At 44.1% G+C, this 17,888-nt stretch carries 19 protein-coding genes; 5 read left to right on the forward strand and 14 right to left on the reverse strand.

The window, feature by feature from the left end; translation table 11 throughout:
• Positions 1–2: 2 nt before the first annotated feature.
• Positions 3–644, forward strand: coding sequence for an NUDIX hydrolase (locus ACRD7P_RS17990; protein WP_430909084.1), 642 nt, complete (start codon positions 3–5; stop codon positions 642–644).
• A 107-nt stretch (positions 645–751) separates the two neighbouring features.
• Here the strand turns inward: ACRD7P_RS17990 and ACRD7P_RS17995 are convergent, their stop codons facing one another.
• The 9 genes from ACRD7P_RS17995 to ACRD7P_RS18035 form a co-directional block, all read right to left on the reverse strand.
• The gene (locus tag ACRD7P_RS17995; RefSeq protein ID WP_430909115.1) at positions 752–1,132 is read right to left on the reverse strand and encodes a VOC family protein; all 381 of its coding nucleotides are present in this window, start codon (positions 1,130–1,132) and stop codon (positions 752–754) included.
• 149 nt (positions 1,133–1,281) lie between these two features.
• Positions 1,282–2,094, reverse strand: coding sequence for an AraC family transcriptional regulator (locus ACRD7P_RS18000; protein WP_430909085.1), 813 nt, complete (start codon positions 2,092–2,094; stop codon positions 1,282–1,284).
• 157 nt (positions 2,095–2,251) lie between these two features.
• Positions 2,252–2,818: a pentapeptide repeat-containing protein gene (locus ACRD7P_RS18005; RefSeq protein WP_430909086.1), complete on the reverse strand. Its 567-nt coding sequence runs from the start codon at positions 2,816–2,818 to the stop codon at positions 2,252–2,254.
• Positions 2,819–2,859: 41 nt separating this feature from the next.
• Positions 2,860–3,519 carry an ankyrin repeat domain-containing protein gene (locus ACRD7P_RS18010; protein WP_430909087.1) on the reverse strand — a complete coding sequence of 220 codons (660 nt, stop codon included), beginning with the start codon at positions 3,517–3,519 and terminating at the stop codon, positions 2,860–2,862.
• Positions 3,520–3,619: 100 nt separating this feature from the next.
• On the reverse strand, positions 3,620–4,165 hold the full coding sequence (locus ACRD7P_RS18015; protein WP_430909088.1) for a hypothetical protein: 546 nt from the start codon (positions 4,163–4,165) through the stop codon (positions 3,620–3,622).
• 25 nt (positions 4,166–4,190) lie between these two features.
• On the reverse strand, positions 4,191–5,780 hold the full coding sequence (locus ACRD7P_RS18020; RefSeq protein ID WP_430909089.1) for a family 20 glycosylhydrolase: 1,590 nt from the start codon (positions 5,778–5,780) through the stop codon (positions 4,191–4,193).
• 48 nt (positions 5,781–5,828) lie between these two features.
• Positions 5,829–6,527 (reverse strand): SGNH/GDSL hydrolase family protein, encoded by a 699-nt coding sequence (locus ACRD7P_RS18025; RefSeq protein ID WP_430909090.1) that lies wholly within the window; start codon positions 6,525–6,527, stop codon positions 5,829–5,831.
• Positions 6,528–6,537: 10 nt separating this feature from the next.
• Positions 6,538–7,413: an alpha/beta hydrolase gene (locus ACRD7P_RS18030; protein WP_430909091.1), complete on the reverse strand. Its 876-nt coding sequence runs from the start codon at positions 7,411–7,413 to the stop codon at positions 6,538–6,540.
• 12 nt (positions 7,414–7,425) lie between these two features.
• Entirely contained in the window at positions 7,426–8,157 is a 732-nt protein-coding gene (locus ACRD7P_RS18035; RefSeq protein ID WP_430909092.1) for an MIP/aquaporin family protein, read from the reverse strand.
• 403 nt (positions 8,158–8,560) lie between these two features.
• On the opposite strand from ACRD7P_RS18035, the gene ACRD7P_RS18040 reads away from it, so the two are divergent.
• Positions 8,561–8,893 (forward strand): DUF2853 family protein, encoded by a 333-nt coding sequence (locus ACRD7P_RS18040; protein WP_430909093.1) that lies wholly within the window; start codon positions 8,561–8,563, stop codon positions 8,891–8,893.
• A gap of 114 nt (positions 8,894–9,007) precedes the next feature.
• Here ACRD7P_RS18040 and ACRD7P_RS18045 read toward each other — a convergent pair whose 3' ends face one another.
• Together ACRD7P_RS18045 and ACRD7P_RS18050 are read right to left on the reverse strand one after the other, a co-directional pair.
• Positions 9,008–9,937, reverse strand: coding sequence for an SMP-30/gluconolactonase/LRE family protein (locus tag ACRD7P_RS18045; protein WP_430909094.1), 930 nt, complete (start codon positions 9,935–9,937; stop codon positions 9,008–9,010).
• 3 nt (positions 9,938–9,940) lie between these two features.
• Positions 9,941–10,771 (reverse strand): sugar phosphate isomerase/epimerase family protein, encoded by an 831-nt coding sequence (locus ACRD7P_RS18050; RefSeq protein WP_430909095.1) that lies wholly within the window; start codon positions 10,769–10,771, stop codon positions 9,941–9,943.
• Positions 10,772–11,188: 417 nt separating this feature from the next.
• On the opposite strand from ACRD7P_RS18050, the gene mazG reads away from it, so the two are divergent.
• Positions 11,189–11,962: a nucleoside triphosphate pyrophosphohydrolase gene (gene mazG, locus ACRD7P_RS18055; RefSeq protein WP_430909096.1), complete on the forward strand. Its 774-nt coding sequence runs from the start codon at positions 11,189–11,191 to the stop codon at positions 11,960–11,962.
• Positions 11,963–12,065: 103 nt separating this feature from the next.
• Here the strand turns inward: mazG and ACRD7P_RS18060 are convergent, their stop codons facing one another.
• The 3 genes from ACRD7P_RS18060 to ACRD7P_RS18070 form a co-directional block, all read right to left on the reverse strand.
• The gene (locus tag ACRD7P_RS18060; protein WP_430909097.1) at positions 12,066–12,635 is read right to left on the reverse strand and encodes a DUF1572 family protein; all 570 of its coding nucleotides are present in this window, start codon (positions 12,633–12,635) and stop codon (positions 12,066–12,068) included.
• A 150-nt stretch (positions 12,636–12,785) separates the two neighbouring features.
• The gene (gene msrB, locus ACRD7P_RS18065; RefSeq protein WP_430909098.1) at positions 12,786–13,286 is read right to left on the reverse strand and encodes a peptide-methionine (R)-S-oxide reductase MsrB; all 501 of its coding nucleotides are present in this window, start codon (positions 13,284–13,286) and stop codon (positions 12,786–12,788) included.
• Between the two features lie 179 nt (positions 13,287–13,465).
• Entirely contained in the window at positions 13,466–14,044 is a 579-nt protein-coding gene (locus ACRD7P_RS18070) for a collagen-like triple helix repeat-containing protein (protein ID WP_430909099.1), read from the reverse strand.
• Between the two features lie 203 nt (positions 14,045–14,247).
• Between ACRD7P_RS18070 and ACRD7P_RS18075 the strand changes: the two genes are divergently transcribed.
• The gene (locus ACRD7P_RS18075) at positions 14,248–16,185 is read left to right on the forward strand and encodes an alpha-1,4-glucan--maltose-1-phosphate maltosyltransferase (protein ID WP_430909100.1); all 1,938 of its coding nucleotides are present in this window, start codon (positions 14,248–14,250) and stop codon (positions 16,183–16,185) included.
• A 3-nt stretch (positions 16,186–16,188) separates the two neighbouring features.
• The gene (locus tag ACRD7P_RS18080; protein ID WP_430909101.1) at positions 16,189–17,823 is read left to right on the forward strand and encodes a maltokinase N-terminal cap-like domain-containing protein; all 1,635 of its coding nucleotides are present in this window, start codon (positions 16,189–16,191) and stop codon (positions 17,821–17,823) included.
• Positions 17,824–17,888 lie beyond the last annotated feature (65 nt).

Here is a 17,888-nt window from a genome sequence, read left to right on the forward strand (position 1 = left end):
AAATGGATTTTCAGGTATTTACACGTGAAGTGTCAAAAATAAAAAAACTACCGCTACCCGGTGAAGCTTCCCATTATAAAATGATGCCCGCCTTTAGGCAAAAAGAGTTGGATACTTTTATTACGGATCGGCAAAATTCTAGAAAAGCGGCGGTAATGGCCCTATTTTATTCCGGAAAGGGGAAGGAAACGCACTTTTTGCTTATCCTCAGGAAAACCTACGAAGGGGTCCACAGCAACCAAGTAGCATTGCCGGGGGGAAAGGCCGAGCTTTCGGATGCCGACCTTTTAGAGACCGCCTTAAGGGAAACCAAAGAAGAGGTAGGGGTGTCCCCAAAAGCGATTCAAGTGATAAAACCGTTGAGCAAAGTATATATCCCGCCCAGTAATTTTGAGGTACAGCCCTTTTTGGGATTTAGCGAGGTTCCACTTTCTTTTGTAGCGCAGGAGAGCGAGGTGGCCGCACTGGTAGAAGTACGGTTGCGCGATTTGCTGGACGATGCCAATGTGTTCGACCAGCGTTTGAATACCTCTTATGCCAAAAATGTATCGGTACCCGCGTTTCGACTTAATGGGCATACCGTTTGGGGAGCTACGGCAATGATGTTGAGCGAATTGAAGGAGTTGTTTTCGCAAGTATGGTAAGGGGGTATCGGGCAGGTATTGTGGTATGGAAAAACCAAAACGGTCCGCTTGAATAAGTGGACCGTTCCATTTTTCGATCTTATTCCGTTTTTAACTTTGGAATGGTATTACTCCTCGGGAGCGGTATAGGTAACGATATCGATTCCGATTCCGTTCGGATCTTTTATTGCGAAATGCCGGTCTCCCCAGGGTTCGTTACGCAGTTCCACGACAATGGGTACTCCTTTTTTCTTTAGATTTTCATAATGCACATCAACATTGGGTACTTCAATGGTCAGGTAAACCCCTTTTCCGTTGAAGGCAGATTGAAATAACGGCCGTTGCGTGGGGTGATCGGGAAGTAAAAACCCTATTTCTTCGCCTCCGCCGGGAGTGTGCAATAACAGGTAAAAATCGTTCTCGAAAGTGATTCCAAAGTTCAATACTTCAGTGTAAAAAGCTTTTGTCTCGTTCAATTTGTCCGTAATGATTCCTGCATTTAGTTTCATAGAAAGGGATTTTGAGGTAGTGCTTTGTGCAAGTCCCAGGGTGGCGGTCAAAACACAAATACCGATTAACATACGTTTCATAATGCTTGTTTTTGTTGTTACAAACTTATGGTAACCGGTATCGGCTTCATTGTAAAAAACGGACATTGTTACCCGAATGCCTCGGATGGTGTTATACCATAAAATGTTTTGAAGTTTTTTATAAAGTGGGCCTGATCAAAGAAACCTAGGTCATAGTAAAATTTTTGTTTCCGTAAACTTTGGCGCGATGGTTTTGCATACAATACTTCTTGAAAGCGTACGACATTGCTAAAGGCTTTTGGTGTTGTGCCGATATAGTAATTGAAAACCCGTCGCAGCTGTCTTGGACTAAGTCCAATATCCAAATCGGTCGCTACATCCAAATACCCCCGTTTTTCAAAAATGATGATGACCGCCTTTAAAAACCTGTTATCAAAGGAGGGCTTTTGTTGCATTATTTTTTGGGACAACCATTCTTCTAGGATTTCAGCCGATACCTTAAAACTTTTCCCAATAGACATATGCGTCGCGATCCATTGGGAAAGGTCCGGGAGCAAACTGTCAAGTTTTACCGATCGGTTGCTCAATTTTTTAGCGTTTAGGGAGAACAGTCCCGGGAAGGCCCCTGGTAGAAATCGAATTCCGATATAATCAAAATCGTTACCGATGGAAAACGCAACATATTTTCTGCAAAAACCCATGATGAAACTGTCAGTAGAATGCCGGTGATCGAAAAAAATATCGATACAGCCGTCCGATACTACCCTATAGGTATAGGGTTCGGACAAGCGGCTTCGAGTGCGCAATTGCCAAATGCAATACACATATTTCCTTATTTCACCCACTGGGCGTATTTCCTGGTATACCATTCCATCGGCATGTCCTTTAACAGAAGGCTGTAAGGGCTTGTAGGTATCCGCTATACTATAAAATTCTTCCATCGGTTTTGGGGCAGCGACCGAGAAATATACGTTTTTTTTGAAAAAAAGAACGATATCCAATGGGGAGTCGCGTTAAAAAAGTTTTGTTACCGTTTCGTTGGAGTACACTTTTGAGAAAAATGAAGATCTGATCGTGGAGCCTTCGATGGGTCTGGTCCTATATAATATGTAGCCGGTATTTTTGCAATAGCCCCGACAGGGATTTATGGGAAAATTTCGCTTGTTCAATTTTATTGTTTTCGGGGTCGATGCTAAAATTGATGGACGAGGTAAAATCGGCTTTCCGGAGGTCGGCATGTTCAAAAACGGCTCCATCCAGATCGCATTGTTCAAAAGTAGCGCCCTCCGCATTACATTCGGTGAAATCTGTTTGCAGCAGGGGTGTGTTTTTGAAAAGTGTGCCACCTATTTTTGTTTGATAGAACGAAGCGTAGTTCAAGGTACAGTCCAAAAATTGAAAGGACAGCCCAAAGGGATCGCAATGATCAAAACGGAGCCCTAGCATTTTACAGTGCCGAAAAACAACTTCTTGAAAAGAAGTTTTGTGCAGCGTGGTATTGCTGAGGTTACATTCATCGAACGTGCAGGAGATAAAACGGAATTCCTTTAGGCTAGTTTCCGAAAAATTACAGTTGTGAAAGCTGCAGGCCTCATATTCCCCAAAAGGAATCTTATCTTTTTGAAAGTCTTTTGACCGGTATGTTTTTTCCGCAAAGTATTCCATACTATTTCATTCTCCGGGCGGTATTGTTCTGCAAATTGGTATCATGGTTGTTTTGCCTTTAAAAACGTCGCTATTTCTTTGTTGCCTTCCCGTTGCGCTATTGCAATAGGAGTGTCGCCGTTTTCCATTTGTACGGAAACGGTAGCACCATTTTCGACCAAAAGTTGTGTCAATTGTAAATTTCCCCGATGTACGGCGGAATGTAGTGCGGTTACCTTTTGTGTTTGTACCGCATCTAATGCCGCACCCTTTTCGATAAGCAATTTTACCAGTTCATAATTTTCCTTGGCGACCGCTGAATGTAAGGCGTTTACCTTGGAAGGATTGGTGGCGGCCAAGTTGGGATCGGCCCCATGGTCCAATAACAGTTTGGCAATTTCGGTCCTATTAAAGAAAGCGGCCAGGGAAAGGGGGGTAAACCCATCCGGGGAATAGGTGTTGACCAATCCTTTTGAGGGTTGCATAAGTTGTTCCCGGACCAATTGTTGCTTGCCGCAAACAATGGCCTCGTGAAACTCGAACGTTTTTTTTAGTTCGATGGCTTGGTCGAACGCTTCTGTGAAGCCGGCGTACGCCAATAGCATGAGTCCCGAACTACCGTTCGTATCGGTCGCATCCAAAAGGGTAGGGTTATTTTTTACTAGGGCGATCGCCTGTTGTTCTTCACGATTTTTGATATGGTCCAATAAGGTTTCGATCATTGTGATAGTTATTTTTCTGGTATATTGTTATAGGATTACCCAAACCTTTTGATTAAGACTGAGGTCCCAATTGTCTATAGAGTTAAAGTTAAGACACTTTTTAATAAAGCTTTTCGTCAATTAATTTGCCAGTTCTAGAATAGATTTTCCAGCTTCCTATTTTTTTATTCCCTATCATTTTTCCTTCTTTTTTTAGATACAGACTATCCAATTTCACTGAGTAGTTATAGAATTTGACATGACTGATAACTTTGGTTTTTTGATCGACACGAAGCAATTCTTCTAAATCCGTAGTTTCTAAATCAATTTCCAAAGTCGTTGATTCGCTATAAAGTCCACTAAAGTTTAAATAGCATTTTTGGGATAACAAATTTCCAAATCGGTCAAATTCGGCTTTCATCTTTACTTTCCCATTCCTAAAATACTGATAGTAATCTCCAAAATAATAGTCCGCTGAATGGTCTCCAGCTTTATAGGTTAGAATGGTTCCCTTCTCCTTTATCGCTCCGTTTTTGTATCGTTCTTCAAAATTCAAGGTATCTGTTGCAGTTAACTTTTCAGTCAAAATTTCGTACGCTTTGGAATATTGAGAAAATGATGAACAGGTTATAACAAATATAAACGCAACTGTGGTTATAAACTTCATTAAAATGTTTTACACAAACATGCTATCATTGACTTTCCCAAGGAACCAATGCAGATTTGTAATAGTTCACGTTCATCCGTTTAAGATAGTATTCCTGATCCGCTAAGCGTTTTTTATAAGTGTCCCAGTTGCGGAGTTTTTTTGAGGTCCACCCCAGTTCCGCATATCCGATAGCCCTTGGGAAAGCCAAGTATTCGAGCTCGGAAATGGTACTGATGGTTTCCGACCACAATGGGGCTTCCAAACCAAGAATATTTTTCTCGGGGATTCCTTCATAGGCTTTTGGCGACCAGTTGTAGGCGGTATCTACCGGTATAAATGCGGCCCAGTGCAGACCGTGTTTCGAAAGGGAATCGTACTGCATATCCAAATAGGCCTTTTTGGCGGGTGACATAATGATTTGCATTCCTTTTGCAACGGCCAGTTTGGCGTTTTCGGTACTCGACCAGAACTGTGAAATAGAACTGCTATCAACATCGGCGGTGCCGATTTCGTCCCAACCGATCATTCGTTTTCCATGTTTTTGGACTATTTTTTCAACCTTTTCCACAAAATGGATGTAGTCTTTCTTTTTGGTCACATGGCTTTCATCGCCACCGATATGGAAATATGGACTTGGTGATATTTCGGCAATTTCACGCACCACATCGTCAATGAACGCATATACGGTATCCTTTCTAGTGTCGAAAGTGCTAAAACCGACCCGGGTACCCTCATATGGCTTTAAGGTTTTGCCATTACCGTTTAAAATGGGGTAGGAGACCGATGCGGCATTGGTGTGCCCGGGCATATCGATTTCCGGGATGATCATCATATGGTGTTTTTCTGCATAGGCCACGATTTCCTTAAAGTCCTCCTGGGTATAAAACCCTCCAGATTCCCCGCCTACTTCGGTACTGGCACCAATTTCGGTGAGTTTTGGCCACGATTTAATTTCTATGCGCCAACCCTGATCGTCCGATAAATGGAGGTGAAGCCCGTTGTACTTGTAATAGGCAAGAACATCGATAAACTTTTTTACATCGGCAACACTGAAAAAATGGCGGGCGACATCCAACATGGCCCCGCGGTAGGCTAACGAAGGGGCGTCGACAATTTTACCCGTTGGAATCGCCCAAATGGGATAATCGGCCAGGGTATCGTTCGCCGTTTCGGGAATAAGCTGCCTTAAGGTCTGTACGGCACGAAAAGCGCCCGCGGCGGAATTGGAATTGATGATGATGGAATCGCTACGGATATACAGTTGATATGATTCTGGTGTTTTGAGTTCCAGACTGTCCGACCGATTGATGTAGATAATCCCTTCCAGACTATCGTTTTGTCCGGAATTTACCGCAATGTCCAAATTGGTCTTTCCTTGTATTTTTTCCGATAAAAAAGCACCTACTTCAGCAAAACCGTTCGCCGTTTCGGTCGTAAATATGGCAGAAAACTTATCCAATGCAAATCCCGTTTCCGTAGCGATTACCTTTTGGGGCAGCGGAATGATGCTTACCGCCTTTAAATCGGTTTTGGGTAAGGAGAGTTGGCGCTTCTTTTTTTCTTCCCCACAGGAAACCAGGATGCCTATAGCAACAAAAAAAAGAAGAAAACGCGTTATTGGTAGCTTTATCATAATCCTAGTTGTTTGTACCGTTGGTCACTGGGCGCCCATCCGATATGTTCAGTTCAAAAAGGGGGCAACGGCCGATTGCCAAATGTCGTATCCCTTTTTGTTCATGTGCAGCCCATCTTTCACAAAAAGGTCCTGTTTTAGTTTGTTGCCCTTCAGCATTGGTTTCCAAACATCTACAAAGCTCACTTGTGGTGCTTTTTTGCTCAATTTCTTGAATTTGCGGTTTAGCCGTTTGTATTGTCGCTTCAACTCCCAGCGGCTTATGCTTGGTTTCGCGGAAATCAATACGATTTCCGTATCGGGCCGTACCTTCCAAATTTTGTCCATGATCTGCTGGGTAGTCGCTATGATTTCTTTTGGTTTTTTTTGCGCTGCAATATCATTGTCCCCTTCATAGATAAAGACTTTTTTAGGAGCAAAATTTAAGATAAGCGCATCGGTATAAAGCAAAAGATCCGATGCTTGGGAGCCTCCAAAACCGGTATTTACCAGTTGCATTCCCGGAAATCGTGTTGAAAGGTCTTTCCACATTCTTATACTGGAGCTTCCGGTAAAAACGATGGTTTCCTTGGAAACGTCCCAAAGCGTATCGTAACGTTTTTGTAAAGCGGTCACTTCATCCATAAATGGGTTGTCCTGTGCCTGGGCATAGTGTCCGGTCAAAAGGAATAGCAGCGGTAAAAAAACGAAAAAAACTGTTTTGGATACGTTGTTACGACCTTTGTGTTGTTTGTGGTTGTTAAACATGCGATACTTTTTATTTTGAGGTATTGGTAATGCCTTCGGATACCGCCCAGTCATAAAATCGGGAAATCCAACTGTCCGAGGGGAGTCCTTGTTTTTTCATCCCAAAACCATGTCCACCCTTGGCATACATATGCAACCCTACTGTTTTACCTGCTTTCAGCCAAGAAGCATAGAGCTCGGTGCTGCCAGGGGCAAGGCCCAAGGGGTCGTTACTTGCGCAGACCACCAACATAGGGGGCGCATCGGCAGGTACTTCTTTTACGGGCATGGCATAGGTCCACGTATATACGGGAACGATGAAATCAGGTCGGTCCTCGCTTTTGCAGCTATAGGTAACGCCCATGGTTACAGCACCTCCTGCGGAAAATCCCATAAATCCTATTTTTTTGGGGTCTATGGAAAAGGTATCGGCTTTTTCCCTTACGTATCGTACGGCGGCAAGCCCATCGGCGATGGAGTAGGGCATAACGGGCGCTACTTTCTTCAATATTTTTGAAGGATCTGTAGCACCATCTTCGCTGATGTCCTTTACCCCGTCGGTACCCGTAGGCACCAATCGATATTTTAAGACAAAAGCGGTAATTCCTTTTTCGTTCAACCATTTGGCAACGTTCTTGCCCTCGCTTTCAATACTAAGGGCATAAAGCCCTCCTCCTGGTGCTATGATCACAGCGGTGCCGTTCGGGGTTTCGGGTCGAAAGACTTCCATGGTTGGGGTGGCGATATTGGTAACTACTTGCGTTTGCCATATTTCGGAAAAATATTCTTTTTCGGGCTGTTCCCAAACGACTTCGCTTGCCTTCTCGTGCGGAACTTCAATAATTTCTTGCGCTTTACCGAAGGTAACCATGCCGATTAATATACAGGTCAACAGATATTTTTTCATTTTGTTTTTGTTTTAAGGTCCAGTAGGCAAATACAAATATACGATTGCTGCCAATACTCCACCGATACTCGGGGCAACCACGGGAATCCAGGCATAATACCAATGGCTATGTCCCTTGTTCTTAATGGGCAATAGCGCATGGATGATCCGGGGCCCAAGGTCTCTTGCGGGGTTTATGGCATAGCCGGTAGGTCCGCCAAGACTGATGCCTATGGCCAGTACCAATAGGCCTGCTGGCAAGGCATCAAGGGATCCCAGCGAGATGGGTGCGTCGGATACGCTTCCGCCGGCAATATGGAAAATGGCCAATACAAAGGCAAATGTAGCGATGACTTCGCTCAAAAAGTTCCAGAACGAATGGCGAATGGCGGGAACGTTCGCAAATGACATCATTATAGCATTTTTATCCTCTGTAATGTCGTAGTGTTGCTTATATAAAAGCCAAACCAGGGTGGTACCGGTCATCGCACCCAAAAATTGCGCTAGGATATAACCCGGGACAAGGGTCCAGGCAAACTTTCCGGCACTCGCGAACGCGAGGGTGACCGCTGGGTTCAAATGTCCTCCACTGGCGTCGGCCGAAATGAATACACCTACGAATACGGCCATTCCCCAGCCTATGGTAATACTGATCCAACCGGCATTGTTTCCTTTGGTACCTTTTAATAATACATTCGCAACGATTCCGTTTCCTAGCAGGAGCAGCATGGCGGTTCCAATATATTCGAAAAGATAGGCGCTCATAGGCATTAGTTACCATTAAGGGTAGGAAGATAAATAATTTATCGGTGCGACCGATTCCCCTTGGGTACTATCTTTTGGTTTTTTACGCACCGGACAACAATCGAGATCGGGAAATGCAATCTTTAAAACCACTTGGGCAGATCATGGTCATGGGAGCATACTTTTGTTGAACCTTTTACAAACGGGTACCTATATTTCGAAACGATGTCATCCATTGCGGTTTTTGGGAATTCTTAGTTTTTTTGGAATCTTTCGGTGATTTTGAGAAAGAATCCAGCTATAAACAGGGGGAAATTGAATTTCTAAAACATTTTTCCATTTTTTTCGATAGTTTTTTTTTAACTTAACCAGTAGAAAAATAACAATTCAACACAACTATCTAGTAACCCTAAACAAGAATACAATGAGTGAAAGAGATGACAAATTAGCGGCCTTAAAAGCGACTGCGGTAAAACAATTGAACGAATGTGGTGTTTCCAACATCGATGACGAGCAGTTGAGCGGGTATGTAAACAGCCTAAAATCGATGGTAGATAACAAAGATGCCACGCTGGTTTCCGGTAAGGACGAATCCGAATTGGAGACCGTTCGTAGAAACTTTGTCGAGAAAAAACTGGGTGTTAGCGATAAGGACAAAGCCATGGCCGCGATACATGCGGTTGCGGAGAAAATGTCGGGTATTCGGATGAAGAGCCGTCCCGCGTTCTACTATTTGGTAGCACATGAGTTGAGCTAGTAGTAGCTCACAAAAAAAAGTAAGAGGGACCATGGCACACCATGGTCCCTTTTTTTTACCAATTTTTTTTACAGGCGTCGATACCTTGGCATTCCCTTGACCCGCTACATCTCATTAATAGGCACCTGCCACCAACATTTCTAAGGTGTATACGGAATCCATGGCGGTAATGAACAGTGTTTTTCTATCCGCTCCACCGAAGGTGACGTTTGCCGTCCATTTTTCAGGAACGGGAATGTGTCGCAATTTTTTTCCATCGGAATCAAAAACGGTAACGCCATCCCCGGTCAGGTAAATGTTTCCATTTTGGTCAATGGTCATTCCGTCCGATCCCATCTCGGCAAAAAGTACCCTGTCGGTAATTGAACCGTCCCCGTTTATAGTAAAAGCGTAGGTTTTTTTGGCATCGTTATCGGCGATGTACAGGGTTTTTCCATCTGGCGATCCGATAATGCCATTGGGCTGTTGATAGCCGCCTTCCGCTGCAATTTGTAACGTTTTGGTAGTACTATTATAAAAATAGACCCGCCGTTCGGAAATTTGGGGGGCACTGTGGTTCCACCAAGGCCTTTCGTATAGGGGATCGGTAAAATAAATATTCCCATCGGGAGCGATCCATAAATCATTTGGTCCGCCAAGCGTGTTACCCTGGTAATTGTCTATTAGAACGGTAACCGATCGATCTGGGGCGATTTGCCAAAGTTCGTTTTTTTCATCGGCGCAGGCCAATAGATTTCCATTTTGATCCATGTACAATCCGTTCGAACGCCCCGACGGGGAAAGCCACTCCGAAACCGTATTGGTCTTCGCCTCCCACTTTAAGATCCGGTCGTTGGGTTGATCGGTAAAATACACATCGCCATTACCGTCTACGGCCGGTCCTTCCGTAAATTCATAGGCATCCGACACCAATTGGAGTGTTGTCGTTTCGGCAACAATACGGTTCTCTTGGGCCTTGCAGCCCGAAAAAAATAGGATGGGGAAAAATGCCATTACGGATAACGAACGTGGTGATGGTAGGATGCGAAATTTGAAGCGTGCCATGGTCTATAGTTGTTTTAAGAAATCCATATTGTGTTGCATGCTCTCCATGGGAGTGCTGGCATACTCTTCCTGTTCGATAAAAATATGGTCGACACCTGACTGCTTCTGGTACTGCATCATTTTTTTGATGTCCAAGGCCCCTTTACCGAACTCCGTACTTTCATTGTTGGCCAGGTTCATGTCCTTCAAGTGCCAAAGCGGGAACCTTCCGGGATACTTTTCGAAGTAATGCAGTGGATCTTTTTTTGCAACGATTACCCAACCGAGGTCGAGTTCCATATGTACCAACTCCGGTACGGTCTCGTCCATTAAAATATCGTAGAGCACAGTGCCTTTGTCCGATTCGAACTCGTACTCGTGATTGTGGTATCCGAATTTAAGTCCCATTTTTTTACAGGCTTCCCCGGCCTTATTAAAGGCTTCGGCCACGCTTTTGTAATTATCGATATGTTGCCCGTTAGTGGGTAGGGAGGAACAGATGACGTATTCCTGCCCGGAAGCGGCCGCTTGTTCCATGGTGTTTTCAAAGGTGTCGTCCAAGTGAACGTGCCCACTGATCAGCTGCATGCCCAGATCGGCACATACCTCACCCATTTGTTCGGGGCGCAATCCGTAATACAATCCTTTGTCACTGCGGGCCGATTCAATTTTTTTTATACCAAGCCCGGCGATTCCCTCTAAGGTTTTTATAGCATCTTTGGCCAATGCATCCCGAAAAGAGTACAATTGCACGCCAAAAGCCGGTGACGGTGCAGAACAACCCATAGTCGGTAGTACAAGTGCGCCAATTGCCGCCGTACCCGATCGTTTTATAAAAGACCTTCTTGTTGTCATATACATGTTTTAATTGAAGGCCTTAATATACGAGAAAGAACCAAGAATTTTTGAGAAAAGAGAACCTTCAATAGTGAGTTTTCCATTCTGCACAAGAATACACTTATGAAATGAGCCATAACAATTCTTGATACCAACCGAAATGATTATTGGCGAATTACATCTGACCATTAAAAAACAATAAATGTAAACAGATGAAAAGGGTTTGAAAACCAACGAGTCCGAGGTAACGAAAAATACCCGATAGCCTGTGCCGGGATATTTTGTATGGCCGCTAATCACTAAGAAATAAATCCGTCACCTCGTTTAAAGGGAAAATGGCCCTTTAAAGGATACGGCGGTGTCTTTTTTGAAATTGTAACCGGATTTTGAGTATGATGAACGCGCCGGGTCGTATTTTTGATAAAATTTATGACAATGAACACTAGAGCCGCGCAATTAAAAGCATTTGATCGCTTGCTTACGATTATGGACGAGTTGCGGGAAAAATGCCCGTGGGACAAAAAGCAGACCATGGAAAGTCTTCGCCATTTGACGATCGAGGAAACCTATGAGCTGGCCGATGCCATTCTGGACAACGATTTGGACGAGGTGCGAAAGGAGCTGGGCGATGTATTGTTACACATTGTTTTTTACGCCAAAATTGGCAGTGAGACCGACCATTTTGATATCGCCGATGTCTGTAACGGTATTTCGGAAAAACTGATCCATAGACATCCCCACATTTATGGGGACCTTTCCGTGGACAGCGCTGAAGAGGTACAACAAAATTGGGAGCAGATCAAGCTTAAAGAAGGTAAAAAGAGTGTTTTGGAAGGAGTGCCCAATGGATTGCCGGCGGTGGTGAAGGCCAACCGCATACAAGATAAGGTTGCCGGTATCGGGTTCGATTGGGAAAAACCCGAACAGGTTTGGGAAAAGGTACAGGAAGAACTAGGGGAACTACAGGAAGAAGTAAGCAACGGCAGCCCGGACCGCGTTGCTTCGGAGTTCGGCGACGTACTTTTTTCAATGATCAATTATGCCCGGTTTTTAGGTGTAAATCCCGAAAATGCCTTGGAGCGCACCAATAAAAAATTTATAAAACGGTTCAAATACCTGGAAGGAAAAGCCAAGGATATGGATAAGGAATTAAAGGACATGACCTTGGACGAGATGAACGTTTTTTGGAACGAGGCGAAAACACGCTAAAGTTTTATACCAATTTAAAACATTGTAAGGCTGCACGGTCAAGTTGCAGGGTAATAGCGCAGCAAGTAAACGGGAGTGCAGATTCTCATCTTTAGTATACCATTTACGTTTTTTTCCGTTGTTTGTTCGGTTGGTTCGATGCCTTGTGCAATCCGAAGGTAGTTTGGTTAAAAGCTTCCGACCCGCCTTTGGGTATGGATAGGGACTGCCATTGCTCTTTTTTCAGTTGTTTGCCCAAAAAAACAATTTGCCCCACATGGTACGAATAATGTGCCAACTGCCGATGTGCCGCTTGAACGATCGAATGCGATTCGCCCCTGATCTTAATGGTATTTCCAAATGAGGTTGCATCGATTTGTGACAAGGCATCGAAGAGGCACTGCCAACCGGAATCCCAGGCCGATACCAACTCTTTTTTAGAAGCATAGGGCGACTCAAATTCCGACTCCCGGTTACGCCATTCCTTCTCGCCGTCCTCCGTTAAAAAGTTGGTCCACCTGCTTTTCATGTTCCCGACCATGTGTTTTACGATGAGCGCAATAGTATTCTCCGCATCATTTGACCGGTACAGCAGTTCGGGATAGGTGAGTTGCGTAAAGGTATGGTCCCCAAGCGTTTTGTACCGCCGAAACTCAAAAAGGACGCTATCAACATAGTGGCTGGCTTCTAGCATAGGATGGAAATATCCGAAAACCGGACCAAAATTGCAAACCAGAAAACATCGTTGGCTACCGATGCAGCTTTTTCCCTACCATAATCAGGTGAGGTTGGCTATCAAAAGTCGGTATGCATGTCGTTATACCTTTTCAAAATTAAAATGGTATTATTCCTTAGCAGCGGGAACAAAATCCAGTGCCACACCATTAATGCAGTGTCGTTTTCCGGTAGGTTGCGGGCCGTCATCAAAAACGTGTCCCAAATGTCCCCCACAGGTCGCACAGTGTTCCTCGGTTCGTGCGTATCCTATTTTGTAGTCGGTATCATAGGCCACATTGCCTTCGATCTCTTTATAAAAACTGGGCCATCCGGTACCGGAATCAAATTTAGTGTCACTTTTGAACAAAGGGGTCGAGCAAGCAGCACAGACATAAGTACCTTCCTTTTTGTTTTCCAAAAGGTCACTGGTAAAAGCATTTTCGGTTGCGGCTTTTCGCAACACGTAAAATTCCTCCGCGGTGAGTTCTTTTTTCCATTCCGCCTCTGTTTTGGTTACGGCGTAGGCGGTTTCCTTTTGGTCCGTTTTTTCCGCGGTCCGCTCCTGTTTTTGAGAGTTGCCCTTGCAACCGACAAATACGATACACAGTGCTATTAAAAGTTTTTTCATGGGTTCCATAGTTTTAGTTTTTGTCGTAAAAATGCGGGATTCCTTTCAAAAGTGCACCGTTTGTGCAGTGGTATTTTTTCTAAGTGTCGAAAAAAGTAAAACCCTATGTGTTAAATGTCCGAACGTCGTACCGTTTCGGTTGTACCATTTCCGATACATACGGATAAATGAGTTCATTGTTATTGGAGTTCCAGTTTTTGTATTTGGTTCATTTCAAGTCCCATTTTACCCATAACGCTATCGATATTGGTTTGGTCAAAATCGGCGCTTTGTAAAAATTCGCTGGGCACGATGACGATACGGAAGGTTTGGTTGTCCGTAAAATCGGTGCTTAAAAGGGAAAGGTCGAAATTACCATCGATAAACAGTTCAAAATCCAAAAAAGTATGCGCCACCGTATACTGCATTGTTCCTTCTGGAACGAAAAAATTCTGTGGGATCAAGCTCCATGCATCGGCAGTGCTGCCATCCGCCAAATCGATCTGGCCATCAAAACGATACACCAAAACGGCATCGGATTCAAAAATTTCAAAATTGGTATAGTCGGCAAAGGTTTCCACTACACTCCAAAGGTTGGCCTCGGCATCATAACCGAAATTTACCCCTTCCAATTCAAATACCTGTCCCTGTATACCGTCCTGCCCGTCAAGTCCATTGTTACCATCAAAGCCATCAAATCCAGGAGGTCCTTGTGGTCCTTCACAGGAAATAAAGAATAATGCCATACAGGCAGCTAGGGCTAAAGTCACTTTTTTCATAATATCGTATTTAAGCGGTATCGTTCATTGGTTGCCATCCCGAAACCATTTGTTATTTCTGTAATCTCTGTTTCAAAAAGCGTTCCAAAAATGGTTGCATCCGTTTTTTTAGGTCGGTAAGGGCAACAAAAAAATATAAAATTCCCATTTTGGGTTAAAGGTTAATTCCCTATTTTTAACAAAATCAACGAAATAGGGTCGTTATGTGGAAACAGGAACGAGTGGTCATCGAGAACGTAAGGCCGCAACTTCAATCAGGTGCATTTTTTATCAAACGGGTAGTGGGGGAGAATGTTGTGGTACATTCCGATGTTTTGGGAGACGGGCACGACTTGATTCAGGCCGAATTATTGGTGCGGCACGAAAAGCGAACAAAATTTGATGAAATTCGAATGGCACATTTGGGCCAGGACGTTTTCAAGGCCCAGTTTACCGTTCAACAACCCGGGTTTTATGAGTACCGGATAAGGGGATGGGTAGACCACGCGCTAAATTGGCAGCATGGTATTCAGGCGAAACTTGACGACGGCCAGCAGGTAAGTAGCGAATTGCTAGATGGCGTACAATACCTAAAGTGGCTCCAAAAAAAGGCCTTGAAAAAATCGCAGGCCTACCTTAAAAAATTAATCACTGTTTTTAAGGATGACAGCGCATATGATACGGCCATATCGGAGGCGGTTTCCGAGAAACTACACCAATTGTTCTTAACGTTTCCCCAAAGGAATTTGGCAAACGAGAGTGCCGTGCTTCAAGTTTATGTAGATCGTAAAAAGGCCAATTTTAGTACGTGGTACGAATTTTTTCCGAGGTCTGCCGCTCCGGAATATGGCCAGCATGGTACCTTCAAGGACTGTGAGCGTCTATTGCCCCGTATTGCCGATATGGGTTTTGATGTGCTCTATTTCCCTCCCGTACATCCCATAGGGGAAGTCCACCGTAAGGGAAAGAACAATACCGTAACCGCAAAAGAAGGCGATTCGGGAGTTCCGTGGGCCATTGGCTCCAAACATGGTGGTCATAAGGCGATACATCCCGAGTTGGGGACCGAAAAGGACTTTAAGGACTTGGTGAGAAAGGCGGCGAATATGGGAATAGAGATCGCTATGGATCTCGCTTTTCAGGCCGCTCCAGATCACCCATATATCGAAACACATCCGGAATGGTTTCGAAAACGCCCCGATGGTACCATTCAATACGCCGAAAATCCACCGAAGAAATATCAGGATATCGTAAACTTCCATTACGAAACAAAGGAATTTAAGGCCTTATGGAACGAGTTGCTCAGCGTAACCTTGCATTGGGTAAAATGTGGGGTGCATATTTTTAGGGTGGACAACCCACATACCAAACCCTATTATTTTTGGAATTGGCTTATTGGGGAAGTCAAAAAAAAATATCCCGACGTGCTGTTTTTAGCAGAAGCTTTTTCCCGACCGAAAGTTATGCAGCAATTGGCCAAACAAGGGTTTTCCCAGAGCTATACCTATTTTACTTGGAGGGTGGCCAAGCACGAATTGATCGAATACATGACCGAATTGACACAGTCGGACATGAAGGAGTATTACCGGCCCAACTTTTGGCCCAATACCCCCGATATTAACCCATATCACCTTCAGGGAAGTAACGAGGCCATGCATTTGATCCGTTATGCCCTTGCCGCCACCCTAAGCGGAAACTTGGGTATTTACGGTCCGGTATTCGAATATATGGTGTCCGATGCCATGCCGAATAAGGAAGAATACCTCCATTCCGAAAAGTACGAGGTACGGCATTGGGACTGGACGATCGAAAATAAGCTGACCTATTTGATCGAACAGATCAACCAGATACGCAAAAACCATCCGTCCCTGCAGCAAACGAACAACATTCGGTTTTGTGCCATGGAGAACGAACAACTGATCGCCTTTCATAAATGGAACGACGATCGAACCGATCAAACCTTGATCGTAGTGAGCCTTGATTCCCATCACACACAAATTGGTCATGTGCAATTACCGATGGCCGCTTTGGGTATGGAACACGGTGAAAGCATAGCGGTATATGACCTGATAAGCAACAATAGCTACATTTGGAACAATGAATGGAACTATATAGAACTGGGGCCGAACCTGCCCTTTCATATTTTCCACATAAGAAAATAAGTCATGGCCAAGAAGAACAAAGAAAGCCTGCTGCGACCGCCCTATGTATTTGAAGCTACCTGGGAAAGCCTTTTGGAAGACGCCTCTTTCGTAAAAATCTTTCTTTCGGACGTTTTGGAAGACTATATCCTTAGGCAGCGGTGGTACGGAGGTAAGTCCAGCCAATTGAAATACATAGAGCTCAACCAATATTTCAGGATCCAACAACATGGCGAAGTCTATTATGGACTGTTATTGGAAGTCAATTTTCAAGAAGCCTTTTATCAGCATTACTTTCTACCGATCGCCTTTGTTACCGATGAGAGCTTCGCCAAAGAAGATCGCATATTGCCTTTGACGATCAATGGGCAGACCGGGTATATCATCGACGCTATTAATCTGGAAGCCTTTCGGAAGTTGGTGTTCGAACGCATCATGAATGCGGAACCGAACGATACTACTCCCGTTCGGTATCACCGAAGTTCCCTTTTTACCGATACCGCCTATGTGTCTTCCCGCTTTATGGGACTGGAGCAGAGCAATACTTCCATTATCTATAATGACACCTCCGTAATCAAGTTCTTTAGGAGGATCTATGCCGATAAAAATCCGGATTTTGAAATGAGCCAGTTTTTGTCCGAAAAAAAAGGGTATCGCAATACCCCTGCCTATTTGGGAAATGTGAGTATCGTAGATAAGGACAAGGATAATATTACCATAGCGTTATTGCAACAATTAGTACCCAATGAAGGAGATGCTTGGGATTTTATGTTGAAGGAGGTACACAAGGTATTCTTAAATCTGGAGTACAAAAAAATAGAAGTAGATCGTTTGCCCGATACCCAATTGTTCCAACGATTGGAGATCAGGGACGTACCGCCCGAAATTATCGATTGGGCCGGGTTGAGTATTTTTTTAAAATTACAGGTGATGGCCAAGCGCACGGCTGAAATGCATGTGGCCCTTGGTTCGGAATTTGAGGATACTGCTTTTACCCCCAAACATTTTAATAGCGATTATGAAGTGTGGCTGAAAAACCGATTGCTGTATCAGTTTCAAAACCGCTTGAACAGCGTCGAAAACAACCTGCACAAGTTGGAGGGTAGGGCGGCCGAATTGGTAAAGACCTTTTTGGAACGTAAAAATGAGATTCGCAGGCGCTTTGTGAAATTTGATTGGACCAAGCTAAAAGGCGAGCGTATCCGCGTGCATGGCGACTATCATTTGGGCCAGATATTGGTTCAGGACGATGATTTTTACTTGCTCGATTTTGAAGGGGAGCCGGAAAGTACCATTCGGGACCGGAAGGTTAAACACCCACCTTTAAAGGACGTTGCCGGAATTTTCAGGTCGTTCCATTATGCCATTTACGCTACCATATTCAACAATGGCGAAAGCTATCCCTATTCGCAAGAAGACCTTTTTAAGGCTGGGGAAACGCTCTATAAGTTTTTTATAGGTGTATTTTTAGAGGCGTATACCACTTTGATCCAGGCAAACAATTTAAATATTGGATACCGTCAAGAACGCATCTTCATCCTCAAATACTCCATGTTGGAAAAGGCCATTTATGAATTGGGGTATGAGATGAATTCCCGCCCTCGTTGGGCAGTGATTCCTTTGGAAGGAATTTTGGGCATCATGGACAACCAAGACTAAAACAATAGAACATACCGCGCTTTTTTGAAAGAATCCAATTTTGCGGTATCGACGAATAACGAAGC

The sequence above is a fragment of the Maribacter sp. 2-571 genome, from assembly GCF_050589625.1.
In the GTDB taxonomy this organism is placed as follows: Bacteria; Bacteroidota; Bacteroidia; order Flavobacteriales; family Flavobacteriaceae; genus Pelagihabitans.

Excerpts from the sequence above, each read along its gene's own strand:
- ACRD7P_RS17990 (WP_430909084.1), top strand. The coding sequence starts at position 3 with ATGGATTTTCAGGTATTTACACGTGAAGTGTCAAAAATAAAAAAACTA.
- ACRD7P_RS17995 (WP_430909115.1), bottom strand. The coding sequence starts at position 1,132 with ATGAAACTAAATGCAGGAATCATTACGGACAAATTGAACGAGACAAAA.
- ACRD7P_RS18000 (WP_430909085.1), bottom strand. The coding sequence starts at position 2,094 with ATGGAAGAATTTTATAGTATAGCGGATACCTACAAGCCCTTACAGCCT.
- ACRD7P_RS18005 (WP_430909086.1), bottom strand. The coding sequence starts at position 2,818 with ATGGAATACTTTGCGGAAAAAACATACCGGTCAAAAGACTTTCAAAAA.
- ACRD7P_RS18010 (WP_430909087.1), bottom strand. The coding sequence starts at position 3,519 with ATGATCGAAACCTTATTGGACCATATCAAAAATCGTGAAGAACAACAG.
- ACRD7P_RS18015 (WP_430909088.1), bottom strand. The coding sequence starts at position 4,165 with ATGAAGTTTATAACCACAGTTGCGTTTATATTTGTTATAACCTGTTCA.
- ACRD7P_RS18020 (WP_430909089.1), bottom strand. The coding sequence starts at position 5,780 with ATGATAAAGCTACCAATAACGCGTTTTCTTCTTTTTTTTGTTGCTATA.
- ACRD7P_RS18025 (WP_430909090.1), bottom strand. The coding sequence starts at position 6,527 with ATGTTTAACAACCACAAACAACACAAAGGTCGTAACAACGTATCCAAA.
- ACRD7P_RS18030 (WP_430909091.1), bottom strand. The coding sequence starts at position 7,413 with ATGAAAAAATATCTGTTGACCTGTATATTAATCGGCATGGTTACCTTC.
- ACRD7P_RS18035 (WP_430909092.1), bottom strand. The coding sequence starts at position 8,157 with ATGAGCGCCTATCTTTTCGAATATATTGGAACCGCCATGCTGCTCCTG.
- ACRD7P_RS18040 (WP_430909093.1), top strand. The coding sequence starts at position 8,561 with ATGAGTGAAAGAGATGACAAATTAGCGGCCTTAAAAGCGACTGCGGTA.
- ACRD7P_RS18045 (WP_430909094.1), bottom strand. The coding sequence starts at position 9,937 with ATGGCACGCTTCAAATTTCGCATCCTACCATCACCACGTTCGTTATCC.
- ACRD7P_RS18050 (WP_430909095.1), bottom strand. The coding sequence starts at position 10,771 with ATGACAACAAGAAGGTCTTTTATAAAACGATCGGGTACGGCGGCAATT.
- mazG (WP_430909096.1), top strand. The coding sequence starts at position 11,189 with ATGAACACTAGAGCCGCGCAATTAAAAGCATTTGATCGCTTGCTTACG.
- ACRD7P_RS18060 (WP_430909097.1), bottom strand. The coding sequence starts at position 12,635 with ATGCTAGAAGCCAGCCACTATGTTGATAGCGTCCTTTTTGAGTTTCGG.
- msrB (WP_430909098.1), bottom strand. The coding sequence starts at position 13,286 with ATGAAAAAACTTTTAATAGCACTGTGTATCGTATTTGTCGGTTGCAAG.
- ACRD7P_RS18070 (WP_430909099.1), bottom strand. The coding sequence starts at position 14,044 with ATGAAAAAAGTGACTTTAGCCCTAGCTGCCTGTATGGCATTATTCTTT.
- ACRD7P_RS18075 (WP_430909100.1), top strand. The coding sequence starts at position 14,248 with ATGTGGAAACAGGAACGAGTGGTCATCGAGAACGTAAGGCCGCAACTT.
- ACRD7P_RS18080 (WP_430909101.1), top strand. The coding sequence starts at position 16,189 with ATGGCCAAGAAGAACAAAGAAAGCCTGCTGCGACCGCCCTATGTATTT.